27 protein-coding genes are annotated in these 26,221 nt (G+C 59.2%); 16 read left to right on the top strand and 11 right to left on the bottom strand.

What is annotated here, in order from left to right:
- Window positions 1–75: 75 nt before the first annotated feature.
- Window positions 76–942, top strand: coding sequence for an NAD-dependent epimerase/dehydratase family protein (locus tag K0B93_RS14975; protein WP_219867956.1), 867 nt, complete (start codon window positions 76–78; stop codon window positions 940–942).
- A gap of 71 nt (window positions 943–1,013) precedes the next feature.
- Here K0B93_RS14975 and K0B93_RS14970 read toward each other — a convergent pair whose 3' ends face one another.
- The 5 genes from K0B93_RS14970 to K0B93_RS14950 all read right to left on the bottom strand — a co-directional run bounded on the left by K0B93_RS14970 (window position 1,014) and on the right by K0B93_RS14950 (window position 5,686).
- On the bottom strand, window positions 1,014–1,400 hold the full coding sequence (locus K0B93_RS14970) for a RidA family protein (RefSeq protein ID WP_219867955.1): 387 nt from the start codon (window positions 1,398–1,400) through the stop codon (window positions 1,014–1,016).
- Between the two features lie 78 nt (window positions 1,401–1,478).
- A complete protein-coding gene (locus tag K0B93_RS14965) occupies window positions 1,479–3,623 on the bottom strand; it encodes a RelA/SpoT family protein (protein ID WP_219867954.1) in 2,145 nt (714 codons plus the stop codon).
- 164 nt (window positions 3,624–3,787) lie between these two features.
- Window positions 3,788–4,000 (bottom strand): DNA-directed RNA polymerase subunit omega, encoded by a 213-nt coding sequence (gene rpoZ / locus K0B93_RS14960; RefSeq protein ID WP_219867953.1) that lies wholly within the window; start codon window positions 3,998–4,000, stop codon window positions 3,788–3,790.
- A gap of 91 nt (window positions 4,001–4,091) precedes the next feature.
- Window positions 4,092–4,718: a guanylate kinase gene (gene gmk, locus K0B93_RS14955; protein ID WP_219867952.1), complete on the bottom strand. Its 627-nt coding sequence runs from the start codon at window positions 4,716–4,718 to the stop codon at window positions 4,092–4,094.
- 101 nt (window positions 4,719–4,819) lie between these two features.
- Window positions 4,820–5,686 carry a YicC/YloC family endoribonuclease gene (locus tag K0B93_RS14950; protein WP_219867951.1) on the bottom strand — a complete coding sequence of 289 codons (867 nt, stop codon included), beginning with the start codon at window positions 5,684–5,686 and terminating at the stop codon, window positions 4,820–4,822.
- A 183-nt stretch (window positions 5,687–5,869) separates the two neighbouring features.
- On the opposite strand from K0B93_RS14950, the gene rph reads away from it, so the two are divergent.
- Complete coding sequence (gene rph, locus K0B93_RS14945) at window positions 5,870–6,586, top strand: ribonuclease PH (RefSeq protein ID WP_219867950.1); 717 nt, start codon at window positions 5,870–5,872, stop codon at window positions 6,584–6,586.
- 36 nt (window positions 6,587–6,622) lie between these two features.
- Here the strand turns inward: rph and K0B93_RS14940 are convergent, their stop codons facing one another.
- Window positions 6,623–7,429, bottom strand: a complete 807-nt coding sequence (locus K0B93_RS14940) for an exodeoxyribonuclease III (protein ID WP_219867949.1) — start codon at window positions 7,427–7,429, stop codon at window positions 6,623–6,625.
- 81 nt (window positions 7,430–7,510) lie between these two features.
- On the opposite strand from K0B93_RS14940, the gene pyrE reads away from it, so the two are divergent.
- Window positions 7,511–8,149, top strand: a complete 639-nt coding sequence (gene pyrE, locus K0B93_RS14935) for an orotate phosphoribosyltransferase (RefSeq protein ID WP_219867948.1) — start codon at window positions 7,511–7,513, stop codon at window positions 8,147–8,149.
- Window positions 8,150–8,152: 3 nt separating this feature from the next.
- Complete coding sequence (locus K0B93_RS14930; RefSeq protein ID WP_219867947.1) at window positions 8,153–8,800, top strand: DUF4124 domain-containing protein; 648 nt, start codon at window positions 8,153–8,155, stop codon at window positions 8,798–8,800.
- Window positions 8,801–8,907: 107 nt separating this feature from the next.
- Here K0B93_RS14930 and K0B93_RS14925 read toward each other — a convergent pair whose 3' ends face one another.
- Both K0B93_RS14925 and K0B93_RS14920 read right to left on the bottom strand, forming a co-directional pair.
- Entirely contained in the window at window positions 8,908–9,321 is a 414-nt protein-coding gene (locus tag K0B93_RS14925; protein ID WP_219867946.1) for a hypothetical protein, read from the bottom strand.
- 179 nt (window positions 9,322–9,500) lie between these two features.
- A complete protein-coding gene (locus tag K0B93_RS14920; protein WP_219867945.1) occupies window positions 9,501–9,842 on the bottom strand; it encodes a DUF2782 domain-containing protein in 342 nt (113 codons plus the stop codon).
- An 87-nt stretch (window positions 9,843–9,929) separates the two neighbouring features.
- Here K0B93_RS14920 and polA point away from each other — a divergent pair, with 87 nt between their 5' ends.
- Both polA and K0B93_RS14910 read left to right on the top strand, forming a co-directional pair.
- Window positions 9,930–12,656, top strand: coding sequence for a DNA polymerase I (gene polA / locus K0B93_RS14915; protein ID WP_219867944.1), 2,727 nt, complete (start codon window positions 9,930–9,932; stop codon window positions 12,654–12,656).
- Between the two features lie 295 nt (window positions 12,657–12,951).
- Window positions 12,952–13,326 carry a hypothetical protein gene (locus tag K0B93_RS14910; protein WP_219867943.1) on the top strand — a complete coding sequence of 125 codons (375 nt, stop codon included), beginning with the start codon at window positions 12,952–12,954 and terminating at the stop codon, window positions 13,324–13,326.
- Window positions 13,327–13,357: 31 nt separating this feature from the next.
- Here the strand turns inward: K0B93_RS14910 and K0B93_RS14905 are convergent, their stop codons facing one another.
- From K0B93_RS14905 to K0B93_RS14895, 3 genes are all read right to left on the bottom strand, one after another.
- Window positions 13,358–14,731: an OmpP1/FadL family transporter gene (locus K0B93_RS14905; protein ID WP_416383215.1), complete on the bottom strand. Its 1,374-nt coding sequence runs from the start codon at window positions 14,729–14,731 to the stop codon at window positions 13,358–13,360.
- A 101-nt stretch (window positions 14,732–14,832) separates the two neighbouring features.
- Window positions 14,833–15,954, bottom strand: a complete 1,122-nt coding sequence (locus K0B93_RS14900) for a PilT/PilU family type 4a pilus ATPase (RefSeq protein ID WP_219867941.1) — start codon at window positions 15,952–15,954, stop codon at window positions 14,833–14,835.
- Between the two features lie 41 nt (window positions 15,955–15,995).
- Window positions 15,996–17,030: a type IV pilus twitching motility protein PilT gene (locus K0B93_RS14895; RefSeq protein WP_219867940.1), complete on the bottom strand. Its 1,035-nt coding sequence runs from the start codon at window positions 17,028–17,030 to the stop codon at window positions 15,996–15,998.
- A gap of 141 nt (window positions 17,031–17,171) precedes the next feature.
- Between K0B93_RS14895 and K0B93_RS14890 the strand changes: the two genes are divergently transcribed.
- From K0B93_RS14890 to K0B93_RS14845, 10 genes are all read left to right on the top strand, one after another.
- Window positions 17,172–17,876 carry a YggS family pyridoxal phosphate-dependent enzyme gene (locus tag K0B93_RS14890; protein ID WP_219867939.1) on the top strand — a complete coding sequence of 235 codons (705 nt, stop codon included), beginning with the start codon at window positions 17,172–17,174 and terminating at the stop codon, window positions 17,874–17,876.
- Between the two features lie 62 nt (window positions 17,877–17,938).
- Window positions 17,939–18,772: a pyrroline-5-carboxylate reductase gene (gene proC, locus K0B93_RS14885; protein WP_219867938.1), complete on the top strand. Its 834-nt coding sequence runs from the start codon at window positions 17,939–17,941 to the stop codon at window positions 18,770–18,772.
- A 22-nt stretch (window positions 18,773–18,794) separates the two neighbouring features.
- The gene (locus K0B93_RS14880) at window positions 18,795–19,379 is read left to right on the top strand and encodes a YggT family protein (RefSeq protein ID WP_219867937.1); all 585 of its coding nucleotides are present in this window, start codon (window positions 18,795–18,797) and stop codon (window positions 19,377–19,379) included.
- 238 nt (window positions 19,380–19,617) lie between these two features.
- Window positions 19,618–21,582 (top strand): dynamin family protein, encoded by a 1,965-nt coding sequence (locus K0B93_RS14875; protein WP_219867936.1) that lies wholly within the window; start codon window positions 19,618–19,620, stop codon window positions 21,580–21,582.
- A 125-nt stretch (window positions 21,583–21,707) separates the two neighbouring features.
- Window positions 21,708–22,856, top strand: coding sequence for a homoserine O-succinyltransferase MetX (metX, locus tag K0B93_RS14870; RefSeq protein ID WP_219867935.1), 1,149 nt, complete (start codon window positions 21,708–21,710; stop codon window positions 22,854–22,856).
- Window positions 22,853–23,458, top strand: a complete 606-nt coding sequence (gene metW / locus K0B93_RS14865; protein ID WP_219867934.1) for a methionine biosynthesis protein MetW — start codon at window positions 22,853–22,855, stop codon at window positions 23,456–23,458. The genes metX and metW overlap by 4 nt, the downstream gene beginning before the upstream one ends.
- Complete coding sequence (locus K0B93_RS14860) at window positions 23,455–23,916, top strand: DUF4426 domain-containing protein (protein WP_219867933.1); 462 nt, start codon at window positions 23,455–23,457, stop codon at window positions 23,914–23,916. The genes metW and K0B93_RS14860 overlap by 4 nt, the downstream gene beginning before the upstream one ends.
- A 7-nt stretch (window positions 23,917–23,923) precedes the next feature.
- On the top strand, window positions 23,924–24,535 hold the full coding sequence (rdgB, locus tag K0B93_RS14855; protein WP_219867932.1) for an RdgB/HAM1 family non-canonical purine NTP pyrophosphatase: 612 nt from the start codon (window positions 23,924–23,926) through the stop codon (window positions 24,533–24,535).
- Window positions 24,536–24,557: 22 nt separating this feature from the next.
- The gene (hemW, locus tag K0B93_RS14850) at window positions 24,558–25,688 is read left to right on the top strand and encodes a radical SAM family heme chaperone HemW (protein WP_219868147.1); all 1,131 of its coding nucleotides are present in this window, start codon (window positions 24,558–24,560) and stop codon (window positions 25,686–25,688) included.
- A complete protein-coding gene (locus K0B93_RS14845; protein ID WP_219867931.1) occupies window positions 25,688–26,221 on the top strand; it encodes a hypothetical protein in 534 nt (177 codons plus the stop codon). The genes hemW and K0B93_RS14845 overlap by 1 nt, the downstream gene beginning before the upstream one ends.

Genomic DNA, 26,221 nt, shown 5'->3' with positions numbered 1-26,221 from the left:
TTGAGCTCCGGTCAAATGGGTCCAGGTCGAAGTTTCGCTTATTTATGGGTTCAAGCATAAGGATTGAAATTGTCTATGGCAATGACTGAAACCACGAACACTCCCAGGGTTCTTGTAGCCGGCTGCGGCAACCTCGGAGGCGCCATTGCCAGCCTGCTGACCGACTCCGCCACCGTCTATGGGCTGCGGCGAAATCCTGACCGCATTCCCGTCGGCATTCACCGCCTAAAAGCCGACCTCATGCACCGGCATTCCCTGGAAGCGACGGTGCCCGAGAACCTCGACGTTGTCATCTATTGCCTGACCCCGGCCAGTTATGACGAGCAGGGCTATCAGGACGCGTACGTGAATGGCCTTAGCAATCTCCTGGCGACGATCGCAGGGCAGCCGATAAAACGGGTCATCTTTGTCAGCAGCACCAGCGTCTACGCCCAGGACGACGACAGCTGGGTCGATGAGACCAGCCTGACTCAACCACGGCGCTTCAGCGGTGAGAAAATCCTGGCCGGCGAACAAACCGCTCTGGAATCCGGGCATCCTGCCACCGTGGTGCGCTTCAGCGGCATCTACGGTCCGTCCCGACGACGGTTCCTCGAGGAAGTTATTGAAGGCCGAATGGATCCACAAAAACCGGCTCCCTACAGCAACCGCATCCACGAAGAGGATGCCGCCCGGGTCGTCCAGCATCTGGTGGAACGGGTACTGTCTGGCCAATCCTTGCAGGAACTCTACGTGGCCAGTGATTGCGAGCCGGTTCGGCTCGACGAGGTGGTTGACTGGGTGCGCCAACAAACTCCCTGCGCAGAGCCGGCCGAGGGCGCCAGAAAGGGCGGACGTGCAGGAAGCAAACGCTGCAGCAACCAGCGTTTACTGGAAACCGGCTTCCGGTTCCGATTCCCGAGTTTCCGGGACGGCTACCGGGGCATGATTGCAGACCGGTAGTTTGGCAGACACAAACAAAAAGGCGGCCGTAGCCGCCTTTCCTACCCTAATGGTTTCGGGTGCCAGCTCACTCAGCTGAGCACCATCACCGCTTCCATCTCAATGGGCACACCTTTGGGTAGCGCCGCAACGCCCACGGCGGCCCGGGCCGGGTAAGGCTCCTCGAAATACGTCGCCATGATTTCGTTTACGGTGGCAAAGTTGGCGAGGTCCGTCATGTAGATGTTGAGCTTCACGATATCTTTGAGCTCGCCACCAGCCGCTTCACACACCGCCTTGAGATTTTCGAATACCTGCCGTGTCTTGGCGGCAAAATCTCCGGCAACCACTTCCATGGTTTCCGGTACCAGCGGAATCTGGCCAGACAGGTACACCGTGTCACCGGCTTTCACAGCCTGCGAGTAAGTGCCAATCGCCTGCGGGGCGCTTTCAGTCTGGATAACGGATTTGTTGGTCATGACTTTGGAATTCCTCTCTTTCAAAACGCCAATCGTCACCTCTCGGCGCTGCGACTGTCAACCAGCCATTGGTCCGTATCAGTGGCGGACACGGCCGATGTGGGTGACCGCCCGGATGTTACGGACGCGCCGCATGACACGGGCCAGGTGCCGGCGCCCGTTGACGTGGAGCACCAGGCTGACGATGCTGAACTTGGCGTTCTGGTCTTCTACGTTGATCCGTTCGATGTTGCCGTCGGCCATCGCCACGGCATTGGCCACTTCCGCGATCACGCCCCGCTGCCGCTCAAGCTCGACCCGCAATTCCACAGAGAACTCGTCGGTGATGTCCTTGGCCCATTTGAGGTGGGTCAGCCGCGCACGTCCCTCATCGTCATCGGGTAGACGGGCGCAGGTATCAGAATGAATCACCATGCCCTTCCCGGAGTCCATCATACCGACCACCGGGTCGCCCGGAATCGGTTTGCAGCAACTGGCGAACCGAACCAGAAGCCCCTCGGTACCCCGGATGGTGACCGGGCTGTGATCACCATTGCGATGAACATCCCTGGCAACGTCGACACTGGGTTCCGATTCCGCGCCGGTCAACAGCTGCCGCGCGACCAGATAGGCCATGCGATTCCCGAGGCCGATGTCGCTGATCAGATCGTCAAGGCTGTTGACCTGATTGTGATTGACCACCGCCTGCACCTGGGCATCGCTGATGTCGGCCAGACGGGCACCAAAGCCCTTAAGGGATTTCTTCAGCAGGGTTTTACCCAGATCCAGGGATTCGGCCCGTTTCTGACTCTTGAGCACATGCCGGATACTGCTGCGGGCTTTGCCCGTGACGACAAAGCTGAGCCATGCCGGGTTCGGGCGAGCGCCTGGAGCGGTAATAATCTCAACGGTCTGACCGCTCTGCAGCGGCTGGCTCAGTGAGCTGAGGTTGCGGTTGATGCGGCAGGCGACGGTGGCGTTGCCGATATCGGTATGGATGGCGTAGGCGAAGTCCACCGGGGTAGCCCCGCTGGGCAACTCCATGATCTTGCCCTTCGGCGTGAACACGTATATTTCGTCCGGGAACAGGTCGACCTTCACGTGCTCGATGAACTCCAGTGAGTCATCGGCCCGTTCACGCATTTCCATCAACCCCTTGACCCAGCGGTCGACACGGGCCTGATTGGCATTGGTTACACTGCTCGGCTCATTCTTGTACATCCAGTGGGCCGCGATACCGTTATTGGCGATATGCTCCATTTCCTCGGTGCGGATCTGGATCTCGATGTTGACGTGCATACCGAACAGCGTCGTGTGCAGGGATTGATAGCCGTTGGCCTTGGGCATCGCAATGTAGTCCTTGAAACGACCAGGCAGGGGCTTGTACAGGCTGTGGACGGCGCCCAGGATACGGTAGCAGTCGTCCTCGGTATCGGTAATGATCCGGAACGCATACACGTCCATGATTTCGTGAAAGGATTTCTGTTTGAACTTCATCTTGTTGTAGATGCTGTTCAGATGTTTCTCGCGCCCCAGGATACGGCCCGGCAACCCCCGCTCCTCCAGCTTTTCCTGCAACTTGCCACGAATTTCTTCGATGATTTCCCGATGACTTCCCCTCAGCTTGTCGACAGCCTTCGAAATGTATTTTGACCGCATCGGGTACAGGGAGGAAAAACCGAGGTCTTCGAGCTCGGTACAGATCGAATGCATGCCGAGACGATTGGCAATGGGCGCGTAGATGTCGAGGGTTTCGGTGGCGATACGCTGGCGTTTCTCATAGGGCATGGGACCCAGGGTGCGCATATTGTGCAGGCGGTCCGCGAGCTTCACCAGGATGACGCGAATGTCCCGAGCCATCGCCAGTGTCATCTTCTGGAAGTTCTCGGCCTGTGCTTCGGCCCGCGAACGGAATTCGATCTGGGTCAGTTTGCTGACGCCATCCACCAGCTCTGCCACATCCTCGCCAAACTGCTCAGAGAGGGCATCCTTGGGAATACCGGTGTCTTCAATCACATCGTGGAGCATGGCCGCCATCAGACTCTGATGGTCCAGTCGCAAATCGGCAAGGATGTGAGCGACTGCAAGGGGGTGGGTAATGTAGCGATCGCCGCTTTTGCGCATCTGCCCTTCGTGGGCCTGCTCGGCATAATAGTAGGCCCGACGCACCTGATTGATGCGGCTTTTATCCAGATAGGTACTCAGCTCTTTCGCGAGCCCTTCAACTGTAGCCTCTGCCGACACCGCGCCTCCGTATACTCCAGAATTTCAGGGACAAAAAAACCCGAATGCACGCATCCGGGTCCTTCCTGATCCTGCCAACGACGTTCTATAGCTACACTATAAAAGCGCGGGGCCAGATTTCAATGCTTCCAAGGTACGGATACGTACTTGTACCCGCGACGGCGTTACTCGTCGTCTTCTTCCTTCAGCAATTCACGACCGACCTTGCCCTCGGCGATCTCGCGCAGTGCGATAACCGTCGGCTTGTCGTTTTCTTCCGCCACCATTGGTTCCGCACCTTTGGTCGCCAACTGACGGGCACGCTTGGTGGCCAGCATCACCAGCTGGAAGCGGTTATCAACGTTTTCCAGACAATCTTCAACGGTAACTCGTGCCATAACTTCCCCGAAAATAAAATGACTGATTCAGCAGACCGCGTAGTTTACTGCGGCCGGCTCATTTTGTATACAGCTACAATCGCTCCCGGCACTATTGCGAAAGTCCCGCCAGAAGCTCGCCGTGACGCTCCTGCTGTACCGACATCCGCAGGCGTTGACTGCGGACAACCGCCAGCAGATCCGCCAACGCCACCGCGAACTGATCGTTCACCACCAGGTAGTCAAACTCAAGGGCGTGCCGACACTCCTCAGCCGCCTCGGCGAGCCGGCGCTCCACCACCTCCGGCGCGTCCGTTCCGCGTCCGGTCAGGCGCTCCCGAAGGACGTCCGACGAGGGGGGCACGATAAATATGCTAACGCATTCCGGCATCAAACGGCGCACCTGTTCGGCGCCCTGCCAGTCGATCTCCAGGATTACGTCCCGGCCTTGCGCAAGGGTGTCGCGAACCCATATGTGGGAGGTGCCGTAGTAGTTCCCGAAAACATCGGCGTGTTCCAGAAAATCGCCCCGCCCGATCATTGCCTCAAAGGCTTCGCGACTCACGAAGTGATAATTCACACCGTCCTGTTCACCCTCGCGCATGGGGCGGGTGGTGTGGGAGACCGAGACGCAGAGCTTCTCGTCATTGCGCAGCATTGCCGCCACAAGGCTGGTCTTCCCGGCACCCGAGGGGGCAGAAACGACATACAACGTACCTTGCTCACCTGCTTGACTCATGAACAAACAACTCCAACCCGCGTGTATTCAGACGGCCGCCCGAAACCGCATCAGCGCCGCGAAAGCGCAGGATTATACGATTTTCGGTCCGCGCCCGCACCTCATTCGAGGTTCTGCACCTGCTCGCGCATCTGCTCGATCAGCACTTTCAGGTCCACCGCAGCGCGGGTTACCCGGGCATCGATGCTTTTGCTGCTCAGCGTGTTGGCCTCCCGGTTCAGCTCCTGCATCAGGAAATCCAGCCGTCGCCCGATGGCGTCATCGCTCTTCAGGGTGTCGCCAACTTCACTGATGTGGGCATCCAGCCGCTCCAGTTCTTCGGCGACGTCACTCTTCTGGGCCAGCATCACCATTTCCTGGGCGACGCGCTCAGGATCCAACTCCACCTTGGCCTTCTCGAAACGGTCGCGCAGACTCTGCTCCTGGGCCACAAGGAGTTCCGGCATCAACTCCCGCACCTCGGATACCAGACGACTCATGGCATCCAGTCGGTCCTCGAAAAGCGGCCTGAGGCGCTCTCCTTCCCGTTCGCGGACACTCACCAGCTCACCGACCGTCTCCTCGAAGATTTCGGCGGCTGCAGCCCGGGCCGGACCATAATCCTGCTCAGGCACCGACATCACCCCGGGCCAACGGAGGATATCCAGGGCGCTGATGTGCGCGGGATTGTCGAGAATGCGGTTGACGTGATTGGCGGCTTCATTGAGCGCCTTCGCCAGATCATCGCTGACCTCGAAGCTCTGGGAGGACGTATCGGCTGACTGCAGGCGCATGGATACATCGACCTTACCCCGTTTCAACTGCCTTCGAAGTTCTTCGCGGAACTGATTTTCAAGTTCACGAAAGGCCTCCGGCAAGCGAAACGACGGCTCCAGGTACCGATGATTGACCGTGCGAATCTCGCAGGTCAGCGTGCCCCAGTCTCCTTGGGCGTCCCTTCGCGAAAATGCGGTCATACTTCGGATCATGGCAGCTCCGGTCATGGTTGTTGGCATGGAAATCGAGTTTAGCAGGCTCCCAGCGCTGCCGGCGAGTGCAACCCGAGCCAAAGCCATCCGGGCCTTGATCGACGTGTTATACTCCCACTCCTTTCAATACACGCTCAACCGGGACACGTGCCCGGACACCAACTTCAGACTTCAGGAAATACTATGCGACCAAGCGGCAGAACGCCCGAGCAACCCAGAGACGTTCGAATCACCCGTAATTACACCCGTCATGCCGAAGGCTCGGTACTGGTGGAATTCGGGGACACCAAAGTGATCTGCACTGCCTCCGTCGAAAACAAGGTTCCCCCATTCCTGCGCGGTGAAGGCAAAGGCTGGATCACTGCCGAATATGGCATGCTCCCACGCTCCACCGGCAGCCGCATGGGTCGGGAAGCAGCACGCGGCAAACAGGGTGGGCGCACCGTGGAAATCCAACGGCTCATCGGCCGCTCACTCCGGGCCGCCGTCGACCTGAGCGCACTGGGTGAGCACAGCATCACAATCGACTGCGACGTCATCCAGGCAGATGGTGGTACCCGAACCGCCGCCATCACCGGCGGCTGCGTGGCATTGGTGGATGCGCTGAATTTTCTGGTCGCCGAAAAGCGCCTGAAGAAATCACCACTGAAACAGATGGTTGCCGCGTTTTCGGTAGGCGTCTACAAGGGCACTCCGGTGGTCGATCTGGACTACCCGGAAGACTCTGAGGCTGAAACCGACATGAACGTGATCATGACCGATCAGGGAGGGTTCATTGAAATTCAGGGCACCGCCGAAGGCGCGCCTTTCGTTCAGGAAGAACTGGACAGCATGCTAGGCTTGGCCAAGCAGGGAATCGAGAAGCTGTTTGAGATTCAGAAGGCAGCGCTGGAAGGCTGACCCGTCAGTCCGGGGCGCCGTAACGGCACTCCGGACCTAAAACCCGATTTCGATGTCGTAATCCATGATCACGGGTGCGTGATCCGAGAACCGGGTGCTGTCGTCAATCCAACCATCCTGGATGGTATTCCGGATGCCCGGCGTCAACAGTTGGTAATCCACCCGTATACCCGCATTCTTACGTGCACCCTCGGCCTGTTCCGGCCACCAGGTAAACTGATTACTCTGTTTGTTGATTTCCCGGAACGCGTCAATAGAGCCCATCTCATCAAAAAGACGGTCCAACCACGCCCTTTCATGGGGCAGGAAGCCAGAGAAATCATGCTTGTGGTAGAGCGGGCTCGCATCGGTTACGTGGTGAGCAGTCTGCAGGTTGGCGCAGAAGATAAACTGGCGGCGCTTGCGCAAGGTCTTCTGCATATGCAAGCCGAAGGCGTCCATGAATTCGTCCTTGTGATCCAGCACCGTGAGGTCATCCTCACCGAGAAGCTCTTCCTCACGCCCCAGCGCACAAGGAGCCAGCACACAGGCAACCGAAACCTTGTCAAAGTCCGCCTGAATAAAGCGGCCTTCACGGTCCGCCTGCTCGTTGGCGAAACCGTACATGATGGCCTTGGGAAAATGCCGGGTGTAGATACCGACGCCGCCATCTGCGTTGTTTTCGCCGTCAATGAAGTAGGCCTCGTAACCTTCCGGGATGAGATTGTAATCCTCAATCTCGTAGGCCCGCATGCGGTGATCCTGAACGCAAACGACGTCAGCGTCCTGATCGGCCAGCCAGTCGAAGAAACCTTTATCAACGGCCTGCGCAAGACCATTGACGCTGATTGATACTACCCGCATACGTGTTCCCTGATTCGGTTTGTGTGTATGATACCGGTTTTACGCGCTAATTAAAGATCCACACCCGCCAGAAGCCTTGCCATGCACGACTATCAGCAAAATTTCATCGAATTTGCCATTCGCCGGAACGTACTTCGCTTTGGTGAATTCACGCTCAAATCCGGCCGTACCAGTCCGTACTTTTTCAACGCGGGGCTGTTCAACACGGGCGACGACCTCCTTCAGTTAAGCAAAGCTTATGCCGCCGCGATAGAACGCAGTGGGCTGGATTATGACATTATTTTCGGGCCTGCCTATAAGGGCATTCCGTTGGCCACCGTGACGGCCATGGCGCTCGCTACAGACGGTAACAGCAAACCCTTTGCCTTTAACCGCAAGGAAAAGAAAGATCACGGTGAGGGCGGCAATGTGGTCGGCGCGCCATTGCAGGGCAAAGTCCTGATTGTCGACGACGTCATTACCGCAGGCACTGCCATCCGGGAATCCATTGACCTGATCCGCAGCGCCGGCGCCGAGCCGGCAGGTGTGCTGATCGCTCTGGACCGCCAGGAAAAAGGCAACGGGGAGCTGTCCGCCATCCAGGAAGTCGAGCAAGAATTCGGCATCCCGGTTGTCAGCATCATCCGCCTCGAACAGGTTCTGGACTACCTGAAGGCCAATCCGGAATTTTCCGACCACGCCGCGAAGGTGGCCAGTTATCGGGATCGCTACGGAGTCTGATTCATGACCAACCGTTTAACTCCATTCAAAATCGCAGCTGCGATGACGTTGGCACTGGGAATTGTTGCCACCGCTCACGCTGGCATGTACCGGTACACGGATGAAAACGGTCAGGTCGTCATCAGCAACACCATCCCCCAGGAAGCCACCCAGCGGGGTTACGACATTCTCGGCAATAACGGCCGGGTCATCGAAACTGTCGATCCGGCGCCGACCGAAGAAGAAATCGCCGCCCGGGAAGCCGAAAAACAGCGACAGAAAGAGCGGGAAATCCAGCGTGAAAAGGACCGCCTGCTGCTGAAGCGCTACAGTCATCCAGACCAGGCCGTTCGTGCCATGCACCGCAAGGTTCGCGAACTGGAAGGCCTGATCCAGCTGAAGCGGGGCAACATCGCTGTCATCTCGAGCCAGCTGGACAATGAGCAAAGCCGCGCAGCTGACATGGAGCGCGCCGGTCGCGACATTCCGGAGGCCTCGCTGGAAAAGATCCGGCGACTGGAATCCCAGATTCGCGACCTTGAACGGGAAATCGATGTCCAGAACCGGGAAATTGACGCCCTCAAAGCCGATTTCAAAGCCGATATCGAGCGTCTGGAAGAAGTGACCGGGGAGCCGCGCACGCTGTCACTGAATGGGACGGACAAGGACTAGCAGTCGACCGTCCGAAACAAAATGTCCGGACACAAAAAAGGGCGGAGGTTATCAACCTCCGCCCTTTTTACTGAAGACCACCGACACGCGGCGTTCCATCAGGCGTCTTAGGCAGACGCAGTCGTCTTCTTCTCAGAAGAAGTGGTCTTGCGCGTAGTGGTCTTGCGCGCAGCCGGCTTCTTGGTTGTTACTGAAGCCTTGGCACTTTGCGCAGCACTGGTCACTTCGTCAGCGGTTTCGGAGACGGTATCCGCCGCTTCCTTCTCCAGCTTGGCAACCAGATCGGCGGCAAAGTTGCCGAAGCGGCTGTTCAGGCTGCGCAGCTGGTCGAACAGGTTTTCGCTGTACCCGTAGTAACGCTTGCGCAGAGTCTTGACGCTGTATTCGCGAGCTTCGGACTCCAGCTTCTCAGCATAATCAAACGGCTTCGAAGCCAGTTTTTTCTGCTGCTCTTCGGCAGTGTTGATGCCTTTCTCAACGATTTCCTGAATCTGTTCCTGATACGATTTTAGTTTACCCATAACATTTCTCCTTAGGTTTTCTGAAAGCACTTTCGGTCCAGCGGCCTAGCGTCGACTTCCGGCCTTTTCTGAATTTCGACTTCCAAGGTACGGAGAAAAATTAGAATGTTCATACTAAAAGCTGACAGGTGACCCAAGCTCACCGAATTTCCCGATTCCAGACCGGGCACCAGCCACACCTACCAGCGAAACAGCACCCAGCTCGGCACCAGCATGTCGGACTCGGTTTCCCGGATCCAGCCGCCCCCGTCCGAAGGGACGAGGTAGTATTCCGGGCCGACCTCCGGTACCACCTTGATCTCCATGAGCTGGCCGTTCACCCGGTACTCGTAGAAGACCTCATTCTCTCCGGGTCGAATGACAATCTGCGGGCCGTCGCTGCTGGGCTGGTAATCCGAGATCACCACGGGCTCGTCCGGAGTTTCCACGAGCGTCTCATCCAGGGCACCGTCATTCTGGGCAATAACCACTCCGGAAAAACACGCAAGCAGTAACGCTCCGGGAAAGGCGAATCGTTTCATTTTCGTGATACCCTTTTGCCAATTGAATTAAGTACAGATTTGCACAAGCCAACCAACGCTTCAATCAGAATCCGGACCCGTTTTGACATGACTGAGCAAAAGACTCCGCCTGTGGTTCTTGTGGACGGTTCGTCCTACCTTTTCCGCGCCTATCATGCACTTCCCCCGCTCACCACGAGCAAAAACCAGCCGACTGGAGCCATCAAGGGCGTAATCAGCATGCTGCGGCGACTGGAACAGGATTTCCCGGGCTCGAAGATGGTGGTGGTGTTTGACGCCAAGGGCAAAACCTTCCGCCATGACATGTACGAAGAGTACAAAGCCAACCGCCCGCCGATGCCGGACGACCTTGCCTGCCAGATAGAACCCATCCACGAGATCGTGAAGGCCATGGGCCTGCCGCTGCTGATTGTCACCGGCGTGGAAGCGGACGATGTGATCGGCACTCTCGCCCACGAAGCCACCAGCAAGGGCATAGATGTGGTGGTATCCACCGGTGACAAGGACATGGCCCAACTGGTCAGTGATCACGTCACCCTCATCAACACCATGACGGAAACCCGCATGGATCGGGACGGTGTGCGGGAGAAATTCGGGGTAACGCCCGAACAGATCATCGACTATCTGGCGCTGGTCGGCGACAAGGTCGACAACATTCCGGGCGTCAACAAGTGCGGCCCGAAGACGGCGGTAAAGTGGCTTGAGAGCTACCAGGACCTCGACAACCTGATTGAGCACTCGGATGAGATCAAGGGCAAGATCGGCGAGTATCTTCGCGAAGCCACGGAGACCCTGCCCCTGAGTCGGGAGCTGGCCACGATCAAGACCGACGTGGATCTGGACTTCGGGCTCGAAGACCTGAAACTCAGGCAACAGGACGATGACCTGCTCCGGGACCTGTTCAAGGAATACGAGTTCCGGAGCTGGGTCGCGGAGCTGGAGCAAGACCATGGCAACGACGAATCCGCAGATCCGCCTGATGCCCCGAGCAGCCCGCCCGGGGAAAAGAACTATGCCATCATCACCGACCAGGCTGAACTGGACAGCTGGCTGAAACGGTTAAAGGACTCGGGTCTGTTCGCCTTCGACACCGAAACCACCAGCCTTCGGTACAGTGACGCCGAGGTGGTCGGGGTATCCTTTGCCGTTGTGCCCGGCGAAGCCGCCTACGTACCCCTGGCGCACGATTACATGGGCGCGCCCGAGCAACTGGACCGTGACGCGGTACTGGACCGACTCAAACCACTGCTGGAAGACCCGAAACAGGCCAAGGTCGGCCAGAACCTCAAGTACGACAAGAACGTACTGGCGAACCACGGCATCAATCTGGAAGGCATCGCCGAGGACACCATGCTGGAGTCCTATGTGCTCAACTCCGTCCTCACGCGCCACGACATGGACAGCCTGGCGCGGCAGTACCTGGATGAGAGCACCATTACCTTCGAGTCCATTGCCGGCAAGGGCGCCAAGCAGCTGACGTTTAACCAGATTGAACTCGAAAAGGCCGGCCCCTACGCGGCTGAAGACGCCGACATCACCCTGCGCCTGCACCAGACGCTGAAACCCCTGCTGAAAAAAACCGGCAGGCTGGAATCGGTATACCGTGAGATCGATCTGCCTCTGGTACCGGTTCTGTCCCGGATGGAACAGCGGGGCACCCTGATCAATGCCGGCACGCTTCGCAGGCACAGCCAGGAGCTGGCCGAACGCATGGCCGAACTTGAGCAGGAAGCCCACGAGGTCGCCGGAGAAACGTTCAATCTCGGCTCCCCGAAGCAACTGCAAGCCATCTTCTACGACAAAATGGGCCTGCCGGTCGTCAAGAAGACCCCCAAGGGCGCCCCCTCAACGGCCGAGCCAGTGCTCCAGGAACTCGCCCACGAACACGAACTGCCACGACTCATTCTTGAGCATCGCAGTCTGAGCAAACTGAAATCCACCTATACGGACACGCTGCCAGAGCTGATCAGTCACCGCACCGGCCGGGTTCATACGTCTTACCACCAGGCAGTTACGGCCACCGGTCGCCTGTCCTCATCCGAGCCCAACCTGCAGAACATCCCGATTCGCAGCGAACAGGGCCGCCGGATTCGTCAGGCCTTCATCGCTCCGGAAGGCTACAAGCTGGTAGCGGCTGACTACTCCCAGATTGAATTGCGCATCATGGCACACCTGTCCGGGGACAAGGGCCTGCTGAGTGCGTTCGAACAGGGCGAGGACATCCACAAAGCGACCGCGGCCGAAGTGTTTGGCGTCGCCGTGGACGAGGTTTCAGGGGACCAACGCCGCAGCGCCAAGGCCATCAACTTTGGCCTGATCTACGGCATGTCCGCGTTCGGCCTGTCCCGCCAGCTGGATGTCGAGCGCAAAGTCGCGCAGGCGTACATTGACCGTTATTTCGAACGCTACCCGGGCGTACTCAGATACATGGACAATATCCGCAAACAGGCCCATGAGGATGGTTTTGTGGAAACCCTGTTCGGCCGGCGCCTCTACCTGCCGGAGATCAATGCCCGTAACAAACAAATGCAGCAGGCTGCCGAACGAACGGCGATCAACGCCCCGATGCAGGGTACGGCGGCCGACATCATTAAACGGGCCATGATTGAGGTTGAGGACTGGCTACTCCGGGAGCATGCCGACGAGGCCAGGATGACTATGCAGGTCCACGACGAACTGATCCTCGAGGTCCGGGAAGCGGCGCTGGACAAAGTCCGGGATGGACTGGTGAAACGGATGTCAGCGGCGGCCAGGCTCGATGTTCCGCTCGTCGTGGAGGCGGGCGTCGGAGACAACTGGGACGAAGCCCATTAACTAACCGGGCTGTCCCGCTCTGTCAGACAACACCGGGCCAAAGCCCGGTGCTTTTCCATTAACGCCCCCAAAACAGGGCAACAGCTCACAAAATGCACCTTAAAAAAGCGTAACCTTCCGACCAAGACGCTGAATTTTCTCCGCTCTCCCCTCCTCCCGACCTTTGATAACAGCACTCCACGGCTTTCTTTCAGAAGCGGCACGAAATTCGCTTTATTTTTCAGTGTCGGCGTTCGCCCGTCCCACTGAAACCAGGCAGCGCCATTCGTGACACATCCAGTCCGAGGTCGTAACCATGACATCTATGGCATCTGAACGAAGCTGGCTGCTGGATCCGGGCCTGCTCAAGCTGGTTCACCAGTGCCGCCGCCTGATTCGCTCCGAATTCGGCGTCAAATTGCACCTCACAGAAGAACATCTGGAACAACAGCTGGCGGAATACGCGAGCAAAACGCGCTCCAGTCACCTGACCCGTACCTGGGAGGCATTGCAGGAAAAGGTGCCGCAACTGTGTGTGGCAATTGACGATGCAGAAGCGCCGAAACGGATGTATCGGGGCCAGGAAATCGCTGAGGACAACAGGCCTGCAGTAGAGGCAAGCGAAGCGGATACAGAAGCGGACCAGGCACGGAAGAAGAAGGTCATCTACCGCGGCCAGGTCATCGGCTGATCAGCAGACGCTGATCAGCCATGCATCATGATTAGAAGGCCTTGCTGACCTGCACTGACGCACTCCAGGCACTCAACTCGTAAGCGCCCTGATAATTGGCGACCGAGCTCGGCCGGGTCGGGTTCTGGTGCGTGTAGTACCGGTCATCGACTTCCGCGTCATCGGCAAAAATCAGTGTACCAATCGCCGCATCGACCGCCCAACCACTTTGGACATCCTTCCACTGGGCACCCAGGGTCAGCCAGTGCCGGTCTTCCGAGGGAATGCGGGCGGTAACGAACTGGTCAACGGGTGACTCGTCCCAGGCGTAGCCTGCCTTGAACGCCCATGCCGGGGTCGCCTGCCAGATTCCGCCAAGGTTGAACTGCCAGGTGTTCTTCCACTTCTCGGTAATGTGGGTGATGTAGGCTCCCGGGACGCCAGCAATCTCTCCGTTCGGATCCCGGCTGATGATATCCAGCTCCTCGAAACGCCCCCACCTGGCGTAGGTCGCCCCTGCCAGAACCGTGACCTCGTCGGTCAGCTGGTGCCGGGCGCCAAAGGTCACGCTCTCGGGAATCGCCAACGGCACGGTCACCTTTTCATTCAGGGTTGTAGTGTCAGTGAAGGTCGGCGGTACCGGCACATTACTGATTTCCGCATCCCCCTTGAGTTCCAGCTCGGTTCCGGTCTGGGCTGTCAGGCCGAACTGAGTCCGATTCGAGAGCTCATAGAGGAAACCCACCCGGAAGGTAACAGCCACATCATCGCCTTCGATGTCGGCGTAGGGCTCGGGCAGGGCAAGCGCAGCCGGTCCGGCTGTCGAGCTCAGATCCTGATAACGGGTAAGACGGCCCTCGGCGTAGATCAGGTTGAGGCCCGCGCCCATAGACAGTCCCTGGCCGTTGCTGACTGAGACGGAAGGTGTAAAGGCAATGGCCGTCAGCTCGGTCTTGTCGGCAAAGAAGCGACCGGCGAAATCGTCGTCGTAATCGGCGGCCAATCCGTAGGGCGCGTGAATACCGAAGCCGACGTCGATCTCGTCACTGACTTCGTGGCTCAGGTAAAAGTTGGGCAGGACCGCAGGGTCGGAAATATCGCCACCGTTGGTGGCAGGCCGCACCGGAACTGCAGGGTTTTCACGGGTTGCGGAAATGCTGTCCTGCTTCGCTTCGGCATCAATATCCAGTACTGCGGCACCAAACGAGACATTGGTCCCGGACAGCTGGCTCATGCCAGCCGGATTGAACAGCACCGTGGTGGCATTTTCCGGGTTGGCCGCCGCACCGGCGTTCGCCGTGCCCATAGCACTGGCACTTTGCTCATTCAGGGAAAAACCGCCAGCCAGCGCCGTGGCCGGCCCGGTGATGGCGGCCAGAGTGGTTAGGCGAACGGCTCGCGCAAGCAGTGTGGATCTCATGTGCAGGTATCTCCTTTTTAATTCGGCGCGGAGTATACGCAGCACGGGCTAATGGCCTCAAATGCCAATCCTACTGGTTCGCGAGACTAACAATTTACGACTTTTGTCTAATCACCCTGGATCGACAGCTTGTCGACTGTCGAGGACAACTGATCCGCTCCCTGGGCATCGGCACCCAACTTGATCATCAGACGCAGATCGTTGGCGGAATCGGCGTGGGCGAGTGCATCTTCATAGGTAATCGAACCTTCCGCGTAAAGCCGGTAGAGTGCCTGATCAAAGGTCTGCATGCCCGATTCGGTGGATTTGGACATCAGTTCCTTGAGCTTGTGCACCTCGGCCTTGCGGATCATGTCGGCCACCAGAGGCGTATTGATCAGGACCTCGATTACCGCCTTCCGGCCCTTGCCATCCGGTGTCGGGACCAGTTGCTGGGCCACGATCGCCTTGAGGTTGAGGGACAGGTCCATCCAGATCTGGTTGTGCTGTTCGGGCGGGAAGAACTGGATAATCCGGTCCAGCGCCTGGTTGGCGTTGTTGGCGTGCAGGGTCGCCAGGCACAGGTGGCCGGTTTCGGCAAACTGAACGGAATACTCCATGGTCTGGCGGGTCCGGACCTCGCCGATCAGGATTACGTCGGGCGCCTGACGCAGGGTGTTCTTCAGGGCCACCTCAAAGCTTTCGGTATCGATCCCCACCTCACGCTGGGTAACGATGCAGCCCTGGTGCTGGTGGACGAATTCGATCGGGTCTTCGATGGAGATGATATGCCCCCGGCTGTTCCGGTTCCGATGCCCCAGCATCGCCGCGAGCGACGTTGACTTGCCGGTACCGGTGGCGCCCACGAACATGATCAGGCCCCGTTTGGTCATCGCCAGGTCCTTGACCACCTCCGGCAACGACAGGTCATCGATCTGGGGAATCTTCACCTCGATCCGACGCAGCACCATGCCGCACAGGTTCCGCTGGAAGAAGGCGCTCACCCGGAAACGGCCGATGCCCCTGGCACTGATCGCGAAGTTGCATTCGTGGCTTTCCTCAAACTCGGCCCGCTGCTTGTCGTTCATGGCACCGTAGACGAATTCCCGGGTCTGTTCCGGAGTCAGCGCATTCTTGGTGACCGGTAGCACCTTGCCGTTCACCTTCATGCTGGGCGGAACTCCTGCCGTGATGAACAGGTCCGAGCCCCCTTTTTCAACCATCAGACGAAGCAGCTTTTCAAATTCCATGAGAATACCTGTGGCGGTTCTTGTTTCTTGTCAGTCGCGGATCAGAAGTTGTCCGGCATCTTGGCTTTGGCTCGTGCCGCATCCCTGGAGATCAGCCCCTTCTGCAGCAGGCGCTCCAGGCACTGGTCCAGGGTCTGCATGCCCAGGGAGCCACCGGTCTGGATGGACGAATACATCTGGGCGATCTTGTCTTCTCGGATCAGGTTTCGAATGGCCGCAGTACCGATCATGATCTCGTGGGCCGCGATCCGGCCACCGCCCATTTTCTTCATCAGCGTCTGGGAAATAACCGCCTGCAGCGACTCGGACAGCATGGACCGGACCATGGACTTTTCTTCCGCCGGAAACACGTCGACGACCCGGTCAATGGTCTTGGCGGCCGAGGTGGTGTGCAGGGTGCCGAACACCAGGTGGCCGGTTTCGGCCGCAGTCAGCGCCAGCCGGATGGTCTCCAGGTCCCGCAGCTCGCCCACCAGGATGATGTCGGGGTCTTCCCGCAGGGCGGAACGAAGCGCTTCGTTAAAGCCCAAGGTATCCCGGTGCACTTCCCGCTGGTTCAACAAACACTTCTTGGATTCGTGCACGAATTCGATCGGATCCTCGATCGTGAGGATATGCTCGTAACGGGTGTCGTTGATGTAGTCAATCATCGCCGCCAGCGTGGTGGACTTACCGGAACCGGTCGGTCCGGTCACCAACACGAGGCCACGGGGTACCGAGGCAATATCCTTGAAGGTCTGGCCCATGCCCAGATCTTCCATGGTCAGGACTTTGGAGGGGATGGTCCGGAAGACCGCACCGGCGCCACGGTTCTGGTTGAAGGCGTTGACACGGAAGCGGGCGACCCCCGGCACTTCGAACGAGAAGTCGGTTTCCAGGAATTCCTCGTAGTCCTTACGCTGCTTGTCGTTCATGATGTCGTAGATCAGCCCGTGAACCTCTTTGTGCTCCATGGGCGGCAGGTTGATCCGACGGACATCGCCGTCAACACGAATCATCGGCGGCAGGCCAGCAGACAGGTGCAAGTCAGACGCACCCTGTTTGGCCGAAAAGGCAAGCAGTTCAGTAATATCCATAGGAATCCTCGGAAGGCTTTTTCTTTTATTCCGGCAGCGCCGGCCCGGCGGATTCCCCGATGCAGTTCACTTGGCATTTCAGTGACCTGTGGGTAACGTGTCACCGTACAGGTGGCGGACCGGACGTGGCGATTTCACAGTATGAGCAGCATAGCAGACAACATCGGGAGCGTAACCCGACGCATACAAAAAGCAACATTGCAGGCGGGCCGGGAGCCCGGCTCTGTGCACCTGTTGGCAGTCAGCAAGACCCGTCCGGCCGAAGATCTCCGGGAAGCGATCGCCGCCGGCCAGACCGCGTTCGGGGAAAACTACCTTCAGGAAGCCCTCGACAAGATAGACGCGCTTGCCGACCTGCCGGATATCCACTGGCACTTCATCGGCCCGATCCAGTCAAACAAGACCCGCCAGATTGCCGCCGCATTCTCCTGGGTACACAGCGTGGACCGTCTGAAAGTAGCCCGCCGGCTCAGCGAACAGAGAGCCGCGACCATGGGGCCATTGAATATCTGCCTTCAGGTCAACATAAACGAAGAAGACAGCAAGGCGGGATGTGGGCTAGAGGAATTGCCCGACCTGGTCTCCGAGATCGGCGAGCTGCCAAATTTGTCTCTGCGTGGCCTGATGGCAATCCCTGATCCCGACCAACCCGAAGCCGATCTGCGCCTCAGCTTCCGCAAACTCGCTGGGGCGCTGAAGGATCTGAAAGCGAGACACCCGGGCGCAGGCCCCCTCGACACCCTCTCCATGGGCATGTCTGGTGATCTGGAGCTGGCCATTGCCGAAGGTGCTACCTGGGTGCGGGTTGGCACGGACGTTTTCGGGGCCCGCCCGGCGAAGAGCTGAAACCGCCCGTTCCTGCTATGATCAGGTCCGGACGTTTAACCGATCAACCGTTGGAGTGAACCTTGAGCACATCACCAACCATCTCATTCATTGGTGCCGGCAACATGGCCAGCGCCATCATTGGCGGTATGCTGGACAGCGGCTATAAGGCCGCTGATATCTGGGTCAGTGCCCCGGACGATGGCCACCTGCAGTCCATCCGCAAGAAATTCGGCGTAAGCGTCACAACCGACAACCGATACTGCGCCCAGCAGGCAGACATGGTGGTCCTTGCGGTCAAACCGCAAGTCATGGCGGACGTTTGCCGCGATATCGCTCCCGTGGTGCAGAACACCCGGCCATTGATGGTCTCCATCGCGGCCGGACTGACAGCAGATACCCTCGATGGTTGGCTGGCCGGCGGCCTCCCCCTGGTTCGGGTCATGCCCAACACCCCGTCACTGGTTGGCAAGGGCGCGGCGGGCCTGTTCGCCAACGACCAGGTTGAGGAAGAGCAGAAGAAGATGGTCCAGTCGGTGTTCGAGAGCATCGGTTCCGCGCTGTGGGTCGACGACGAAAACCTGCTGCACGGTGTCACAGCCCTCTCCGGCAGTGGCCCGGCCTATTTCTTCCTGATGCTTGAAGCCTTGGAAGAGGCGGCCACCGAAGCGGGCATCGCCCCGGACACGGCCCGCGAACTGGCTATTCAGACCATGGCCGGGGCCGCGGAAATGGCCGCACGCAGCGAAGACGACCCCGGTCAGCTCAAACGCAACGTCATGTCTCCTGGCGGCACCACCGAACAGGCCATCAACACCTTTGAAGAAGGCGGCATGCGCGATCTGGTCCGCAAAGCGTATAAGGCGGCCTTCAGGCGCTCGGAAGAAATGGCCAGTGAACTGGCAGGCAAACAGTAACCGATAACGGAGACACGGCTTCATGCTGGCAGAAATCCTGATTACGATCCTGCTCATCGCGTCCACCTTTTACATGACCATTGTCCTGCTGCGGTTCCTGCTGCAGCTGGCCCGTGCCGATTTCTACAATCCTATTTCCCAGTTCGTGGTCAAGGCCACCAATCCGCTGCTGCGCCCCCTGCGCCGTTTCATTCCGGGCTGGGGCGGCATTGATGGTGCCTCGCTCGTCCTGGCCATCATTATCCAGGCCATCACCTTTTTCCTGATCCTGATTGCCCTGAACGGCGGCATTCCCGCCATCAACCCCGTCACCTTGCTGGTTTGGGCGGTGCTCAGCGTCCTGGACCTGATCGTGAAGATCTACTTCTGGTCGGTGATTGCCGTCGTGGTGGTGAGCTGGATTGCTCCGGGCAGCGGCCATCCCGCGATTCAGCTGGTGGCCCAGATCACCGAGCCGGTCATGCGCCCGGTGCGCAATATCATGCCGTCCATGGGTGGCCTGGACCTTTCACCCATCATCGTATTCCTGATTCTGAACGTGATTTCGGTCGTCATTGAGCACATGAAAATGGCCGCCGGGCTCGGCTCAATCGGCCTCGGAATGTAAACCGCGTCTCACCGATACACTTCGTAACAGTTCGCGACGAAATCCAAAATACCGAAGCTGCAAAGTCATCCCTCTGATTTTGCAGCTTTTTTATTGTAATTCCTGCCGATTTCAACGACAGTCTGCAAAGCACCCGCCCACAAAGATCCGGTTAACAGGATAGTATTACCGGTAATTAATCCGTTACCCGAAAGCATTGTGCCCCAAGCACCCGGTAGTCGCGCAGAAGGAAGATCCAATGAAACAACAGGGAACTCTGTCGCAGCAGGTAGAGGCATACCACAACTGGAAAAAAGAGCTGATTCGCCAGATCGGCCGATACCGGTTATGGCTGCAGGACAACAACCTGTTTTCCGACGATGTCAGCACCCGAATCCGCCACGGCCTTGAGCTGCTGATTGAAGACGAACTGACCATCGCTTTCGTGGGTGAATACTCACGGGGCAAAACGGAGCTGATCAACGCCCTGTTCTTCTCGGAATATGGCCAGCGCATGCTGCCGTCCCAGGCGGGGCGGACTACCATGTGCCCTACAGAACTATTTTTTGACCGGAACGCCAATCAGAACTACCTGCTGCTACTGCCCATTGAGACCCGAACCGGGGAGCTGTCCCTGCAGCAGTTGCGCAAGCAACCGGAACGCTGGGTCAAGCACGAACTGGACGAGCGTGACCCGGAGATCATGCGTGAGGTTCTGGCCGAGGTGGCCCGGGTCAAGAGCGTCCCCCCCGACGAGGCCCGAAACCTCGGCTTCGACGAGGACATGCTGGAGCACGACCGTAACAACCCCGGCAACGTTCTGGTACCGGCGTGGCGCAATGCCCAGATCAGTATTCGCCACCCACTCTTTGAGCGGGGCCTGCGGATTCTGGACACACCCGGCTTGAACGCACTGGGTTCGGAACCGGAGCTGACCATCAGCATGCTGCCCCGGGCCCACGCCGTCATCTTTGTGCTGAGTGCCGATACCGGCGTAACCGCCAGCGACATGACCATCTGGAAAGAGCACATCGATACCGAGCACGCCGATCACCGTGCCGGGCGCTTTGCGGTGCTGAACAAGATCGACGTGCTCTGGGACGACCTGCAGGGCGAAAAGCACACTCAGGATGCCATTGATCGGGTCCGCACCTACACCGCCGATCATCTCGGCATCCGCCAGCACGACGTCATCCCACTGTCGGCCAAACAGGGCTTGGTGGCCCGTGTCCGGCAGGACGAAGACCTGTTTGATCGCTCCAACATCGGGCGGCTGGAACAGCTCATTATCCAGCGCATCCTGATGCACAAAGAACAGCTGATCACCCAGAGCCTGATCAATGACCTCCTGGGCATGCTTCAGAACAGCCAGGCCGCCATGCAAACCCGGCTCGATTCCCTGGAGGAAGAGCTTGAGGCCTGTTCCGGCGTCACCATGGACAAGCAAGCCCTGAGCCGACTGGCCGACCGAGCCCAGAAGGATTACGACTTCTACTACAAGAAGCTGATCACCCTGCGTTCCAGCCGCCGCCTGATGAATTCACAGGGTGAGCTGCTGAAAAACCTGGTCAGCGAGGAGCGTTTCGAGGGCCATGCCGACCGGATTCGCCACTCCATGTCGAAAAGCTGGACCACCGCCGGAATGAATCGTGCCATGGACCAGTTTTTTGAATTGCTGGAAAGCGACCTGACCAACCTGCTGAGCGAAGGGCATCTGGCGGAGAAAATGGTAGGCGCCATCTACCGCCGCTATAACGAAGACACCCGGGCCCGTCATCTCGAGCCGATTCCGCTGCGATCGGGCCGGCACGTAATCGCCATTCGCGAACTGCGCAAGAAAGCCCGGCGTTTCCGCATCAGCCCCAAGAACCTGCTGACCGAACAATCGCTGCTGGTGCGCCGTTTCTTCAACGTCATGGTCGGCGAAGCCAGGACGCTGCATGGCCGGGTCCGGGCCGATGCCGAGCGCTGGCCCCAGGAGGCGCTGCTGCCCATCATGCAGTACTCCATGGAACAGAAGCAGCTCCTGGAGCACCAGATCCGGCGCTTGCGGGACATGGTTCGCAGTGACCGCGATGGTCGGGCCGAGCGGGAACGACTGAACCACACCATTTCAGACCTGCGGCGCCAACTGGAACTGGCCGACACCATGCAGCGCCAGATCCGGAAACCGGCGCCGACCCTGATCCAGCAGAAGGTCGTCAATATCTCCGGGGCAGTCTGAGCCCCGGCGCCCACAGCGCCTCCGGTTGCAGCCATGACGGCCCGGCTTTAAACTGCTGGGCTGGCAATGACTTTGTCATTGCTGTTCCAGACACTTACGGATCGAACCAGGAACCTGTCGCGCCAATGCCCGATTCCCTCCCTGCGGATTCTGTCGGGATTGTTTCCCCGCAGATTTATCATTTTGATACGCCCATAGATCTGGCCTGCGGTCAGGCGCTGGACAGCTACGACCTGGTTGTTGAGACCTACGGCGAACTGAACGCGGACGCCACCAACGCCGTCCTGATCTGCCATGCTCTGAGCGGGCATCACCACGCCGCCGGCTACCATGCCATGGACGAGCGCAAGCCCGGCTGGTGGGACAGTTGCATTGGCCCCGGCAAGCCCATCGACACCAACCGGTTCTTTGTGGTGAGCCTGAACAACCTGGGCGGCTGTCACGGCAGTACCGGGCCCAGCAGCAACAATCCGGCCACGGGCAAGCCCTATGGCCCGGATTTTCCAGTCATTACCGTCGGCGATTGGGTAAAGAGCCAGGCCCTGCTTGCCGACCGGCTGGGTATCCAGTGCTGGGCCGCCGTTGTCGGCGGGTCTCTGGGCGGCATGCAGGCGTTGCAGTGGAGCCTGGATTATCCGGACCGACTCAAACACTCGGTGGTGATTGCGTCCACACCCAGACTGACGGCCCAGAACATCGCATTCAACGAGGTCGCCCGACAGGCGATCACCTCGGACCGGGAATTTCACGGCGGGCGCTACTACGATTTCGATGTCGTGCCCCGGCGCGGCCTGATGCTGGCCAGGATGGTGGGGCACATCACCTACCTGTCCGACGCCTCCATGGGCGAAAAATTCGGTCGCGAACTGCGGGACCAGGCCTACAAGTTTGGCTACGACGCCGAGTTCCAGGTGGAAAGCTACTTGCGATACCAGGGCGAGCGCTTTTCCGAGACCTTCGACGCCAATACCTATCTGCTGATGACCCGGGCGCTGGATTACTTTGACCCGGCCTACGATTACGGCGGCGATCTATCCCGGGCCCTGGCCGGCACCAAATGCGAGTTTCTAGTGCTGTCCTTCAGCACCGACTGGCGTTTCAACCCGGGTCGGTCCGAGGAAATGGTCAATGCCATGATCGCCGCCCGCCGGAAAGTCAGTTATTCCGAGATTGACGCGCCCTGGGGCCATGACGCCTTCCTGATTCCAACCCCCAGGTATACCGATGTCTTCACCGCCTATATGGATCGCGTTGCACGGGAGGTAGGCGCATGAGACCGGACCTCGAAATTATCCAGCAGTGGATCAAGCCCGGGCATCATGTGCTCGATCTGGGCTGCGGCGACGGCACCCTGCTCGACTACCTGCAGCGGGAACGCGGCGCCAGTGGTTTTGGCCTGGAGATCAACCCGGAACACATAACCACGTGCATGGGCCGGGGCGTGGCGGTGATCGAGCAGAACATCGACACCCAGGGACTCGGCAATTTTGATGATGCCAGCTTTGACACCGTCCTGATGACCCAGGCCCTCCAGGCCGTGCGCCGGCCGGACAAGGTGCTGGATGAAATGTTGCGGGTAGGCCGCGAAGGCATCGTCACCTTCCCCAACTTTGCCCACTGGCGACTGCGCTGGGGACTGGCACTCAGCGGTCGCATGCCCGAATCCGAAGCACTACCGTATAAATGGTATAACACCCCCAACATCCGGTTGTGCACCTTCAAGGATTTTGAAGCCCTGTGCCGCCAGAAAGGCATTCGCATCAAGAGCCGACGGGTGGTTGATGGCCAGCACCAGAACAGCTGGCTGGCCCGACTGTGGCCCAACCTGTTGGGGGAAATTGCCATTTACCGCATCACACGGGAGAACGAGCAATGATCACCGCAAGGCGTCGAACCCTCATCCAGTTTGCCCTGTTCGCACTGCTCTGGCCTGGATTCTCAATCCACGCCCAGGCGGCCGGAAACACCGATTTCGGGGACTACCAGGTGCACTGGAGCGTACTGCCCAGCACGTTCATAGCGCCGGAAGTTGCCCGGGCCAATGACCTGCAGCGAAGCAAAGGCATTGGCATCGTGAACATTTCCATCATGAAAGAGAATGACGATGGAACTCTATCCCCAGTCAGTGGTCAGGTTGAAGGCAAGGTCACCAATGACGTCCAGCAGGTGCGGTTCCTGGCGTTCCGGCGGATCCAGGAAGGTGATGCGGTCTACTTTATCGCGGAATATCAGTACAGCTCCGGCGAACTGATGACCTTCAACATCACCGCGCGCCCGACCGGGGCCACCCGGGACCTGCCGGTACGGTTTGCCCACACACTGTTTAGTGACTGAATTACCGATGCCAGAGCCAACCGCAGACAAGCTGGTGATCGCCAGCAACAACAAAGGCAAGATCGCAGAACTGGCGGACCTGCTGGCGCCGCTGGGCCTGACGCCCATCGCCCAGGGGGAACTCGGGGTCGGCGAGGCGGAAGAGCCGGCGGTGACGTTCGTGGAGAACGCCATTCTCAAGGCCCGTCACGCCGCCCGTGAAACCGGCTTGCCGGCACTGGCAGACGACAGTGGCCTGTCCGTCGACTGCCTGGGCGGGGAGCCTGGCGTGCGCTCAGCCCGATACGCCGGCGCCAATGCCAGCGACGAGGAGAACGTAAAGGCGCTGCTGGCAGCTATGGCTGATGCCCCGGAACCGCGCCGAACGGCGCAATTCCATTGCGTGCTCGTGTTCCTGCGCCACGCCGATGATCCGACGCCAATCGTTTGTCATGGCCGATGGCCAGGGGCGATCCTGAATGAGGCGAGGGGCGACGGCGGTTTTGGATACGATCCGGTGTTCTGGGTGCCCGAGCACCAATGCAGCGCCGCCGAACTGACCCGTGCGGAAAAGAGCCGGATCAGTCACCGCGGGCGGGCCCTCTCGCTATTGGCCCAGCAGCTAAGAGCAGGAGCCTAGTCCGGTGACCGCCCCAGCCACGATGGCGGTCCGACCGCCACTCAGCCTGTACCTGCACGTACCCTGGTGCGTTCGCAAGTGTCCCTATTGCGACTTCAACTCCCACGCCGTCAAGGGCGAGATCCCGGAAGATCGTTACCTCAAGGCGATGCTGGAGGATCTGGACCAGGATCTGGCCGCTGCAGGCGCCCGGGAAATCCAGACCGTGTTCATCGGTGGCGGCACGCCGTCGCTGATGAGCGGCGAATTCTATCGGCGTCTGTTCCGGGAACTTCGCAGCCGACTGAACTTCGCCACCGATGCCGAAATCACCCTGGAGGCCAATCCGGGCACCCTGGAACAGGGGCGATTCGAGGCGTTCCGGGCGGCAGGGATCAACCGACTCTCCATCGGCGTCCAGAGCTTTAACCCGGCGCACCTGACCACCCTCGGTCGCATCCACGACAACAACGCCGCCCACCGGGCAATTGAGGCGGCCCTTCAGGCCGGCTTTACCAACTTCAACGTTGATCTGATGCATGGTTTGCCCAATCAAACACCGGAGGATGCCATTGCGGACCTGGAAGCCGCACTCAGTCATAACCCTCCGCATCTGTCCTGGTATCAGTTGACGCTGGAACCGAACACCGAGTTCTACAGCCGCCCTCCCGACCTGCCCGATGACGACAGGCTCTGGGAGATCTACCGTCGCGGAGCGGACTACCTCAGACAGCGGGGACTACGTGATTACGAAGTGTCGGCCTGGAGCCAGCCGGGCATGGCCTCGCGCCACAACCTCAACTATTGGACTTTCGGGGATTACCTGGCCCTTGGAGCCGGCGCCCACGGCAAAATCAGCCTGACCGACGGCAGCATTCGCCGCTACTGGAAGACCCGGCAGCCCGACGCCTACCTGAACCGGATCGGCAGCCGAACGGCAGGGGCGGAGAGCATTGCGCCCGAAGACCTGCCACTGGAGTTCCTGATGAATGCCCTGCGCCTGACCGACGGCGTCGATGAAGGACTGTTTACCGAGCATACCGGTTTACCGCTGGCCTCAGTTGCGGTAAAACTTAAACAGCTGCGTGGTGAGAAGCTGCTGGAAGGGCATCGCATCCAGGCCACCGATCTGGGCCAGCGATACCTGAACACCCTGTTGGAGCGTTTTCTGTAATGGACTGGGCAAAAGAACTTGCAGCACTGCCGAGAGGACTGAAGGCATCCCTGATTGCGGTGCTGGTGTTGCTTGGCACCCTGTTGTTGGTCAATCAACCCCTGCAGACCGGTTCCGCTCCCCAGGGCATTGTCAGCTTCCAGATGGCCGGCACGGCTGAGCAGGCCCATGCGATTGTTCGCAGCTGGCGGCCGGAAGGTGTGGTCTGGGCACAGATGTCACTGTGGCTGGATTTTCTGTTTATCCCCGCCTACGTCCTTGCGCTCGTTCAGCTCACCCGGCACTTGATGCGAGACCGCCCCGGCGTCCGCGAACGCATGGTCGCTCGTTGGATCCGCGCCCTGTTTCTGGCTGCCGGACTGAGCGATGCCACCGAAAACATTCTCCTGCTGAACAATTTCAACCCGCCCACCGACGTGATCAGCCTGTCCGCTACGATCTGTGCGCTGGTCAAGTTCACCGGCCTTACCCTCGGGATCGCCGGCCTGGTGATTATCCGGGCCGCCCGCCGCCATCCGCTGGCCCACGGATGA

The sequence above is a fragment of the Marinobacter sp. F4218 genome, assembly GCF_019443085.1.
Lineage (GTDB): Bacteria > Pseudomonadota > Gammaproteobacteria > Pseudomonadales > Oleiphilaceae > Marinobacter > Marinobacter albus.
Note: the sequence above shows the minus strand (reverse complement) of the source record. Positions and strands in the feature narration are given on the sequence as shown.

Excerpts from the sequence above, each read along its gene's own strand:
- K0B93_RS14975 (WP_219867956.1), top strand. The coding sequence starts at position 76 with ATGGCAATGACTGAAACCACGAACACTCCCAGGGTTCTTGTAGCCGGC.
- K0B93_RS14970 (WP_219867955.1), bottom strand. The coding sequence starts at position 1,400 with ATGACCAACAAATCCGTTATCCAGACTGAAAGCGCCCCGCAGGCGATT.
- rpoZ (WP_219867953.1), bottom strand. The coding sequence starts at position 4,000 with ATGGCACGAGTTACCGTTGAAGATTGTCTGGAAAACGTTGATAACCGC.
- gmk (WP_219867952.1), bottom strand. The coding sequence starts at position 4,718 with ATGAGTCAAGCAGGTGAGCAAGGTACGTTGTATGTCGTTTCTGCCCCC.
- K0B93_RS14950 (WP_219867951.1), bottom strand. The coding sequence starts at position 5,686 with ATGATCCGAAGTATGACCGCATTTTCGCGAAGGGACGCCCAAGGAGAC.
- rph (WP_219867950.1), top strand. The coding sequence starts at position 5,870 with ATGCGACCAAGCGGCAGAACGCCCGAGCAACCCAGAGACGTTCGAATC.
- K0B93_RS14940 (WP_219867949.1), bottom strand. The coding sequence starts at position 7,429 with ATGCGGGTAGTATCAATCAGCGTCAATGGTCTTGCGCAGGCCGTTGAT.
- pyrE (WP_219867948.1), top strand. The coding sequence starts at position 7,511 with ATGCACGACTATCAGCAAAATTTCATCGAATTTGCCATTCGCCGGAAC.
- K0B93_RS14930 (WP_219867947.1), top strand. The coding sequence starts at position 8,153 with ATGACCAACCGTTTAACTCCATTCAAAATCGCAGCTGCGATGACGTTG.
- K0B93_RS14925 (WP_219867946.1), bottom strand. The coding sequence starts at position 9,321 with ATGGGTAAACTAAAATCGTATCAGGAACAGATTCAGGAAATCGTTGAG.
- K0B93_RS14920 (WP_219867945.1), bottom strand. The coding sequence starts at position 9,842 with ATGAAACGATTCGCCTTTCCCGGAGCGTTACTGCTTGCGTGTTTTTCC.
- polA (WP_219867944.1), top strand. The coding sequence starts at position 9,930 with ATGACTGAGCAAAAGACTCCGCCTGTGGTTCTTGTGGACGGTTCGTCC.
- K0B93_RS14910 (WP_219867943.1), top strand. The coding sequence starts at position 12,952 with ATGACATCTATGGCATCTGAACGAAGCTGGCTGCTGGATCCGGGCCTG.
- K0B93_RS14900 (WP_219867941.1), bottom strand. The coding sequence starts at position 15,954 with ATGGAATTTGAAAAGCTGCTTCGTCTGATGGTTGAAAAAGGGGGCTCG.
- K0B93_RS14895 (WP_219867940.1), bottom strand. The coding sequence starts at position 17,030 with ATGGATATTACTGAACTGCTTGCCTTTTCGGCCAAACAGGGTGCGTCT.
- K0B93_RS14890 (WP_219867939.1), top strand. The coding sequence starts at position 17,172 with ATGAGCAGCATAGCAGACAACATCGGGAGCGTAACCCGACGCATACAA.
- K0B93_RS14880 (WP_219867937.1), top strand. The coding sequence starts at position 18,795 with ATGCTGGCAGAAATCCTGATTACGATCCTGCTCATCGCGTCCACCTTT.
- K0B93_RS14875 (WP_219867936.1), top strand. The coding sequence starts at position 19,618 with ATGAAACAACAGGGAACTCTGTCGCAGCAGGTAGAGGCATACCACAAC.
- metX (WP_219867935.1), top strand. The coding sequence starts at position 21,708 with ATGCCCGATTCCCTCCCTGCGGATTCTGTCGGGATTGTTTCCCCGCAG.
- metW (WP_219867934.1), top strand. The coding sequence starts at position 22,853 with ATGAGACCGGACCTCGAAATTATCCAGCAGTGGATCAAGCCCGGGCAT.
- K0B93_RS14860 (WP_219867933.1), top strand. The coding sequence starts at position 23,455 with ATGATCACCGCAAGGCGTCGAACCCTCATCCAGTTTGCCCTGTTCGCA.
- rdgB (WP_219867932.1), top strand. The coding sequence starts at position 23,924 with ATGCCAGAGCCAACCGCAGACAAGCTGGTGATCGCCAGCAACAACAAA.
- hemW (WP_219868147.1), top strand. The coding sequence starts at position 24,558 with ATGGCGGTCCGACCGCCACTCAGCCTGTACCTGCACGTACCCTGGTGC.
- K0B93_RS14845 (WP_219867931.1), top strand. The coding sequence starts at position 25,688 with ATGGACTGGGCAAAAGAACTTGCAGCACTGCCGAGAGGACTGAAGGCA.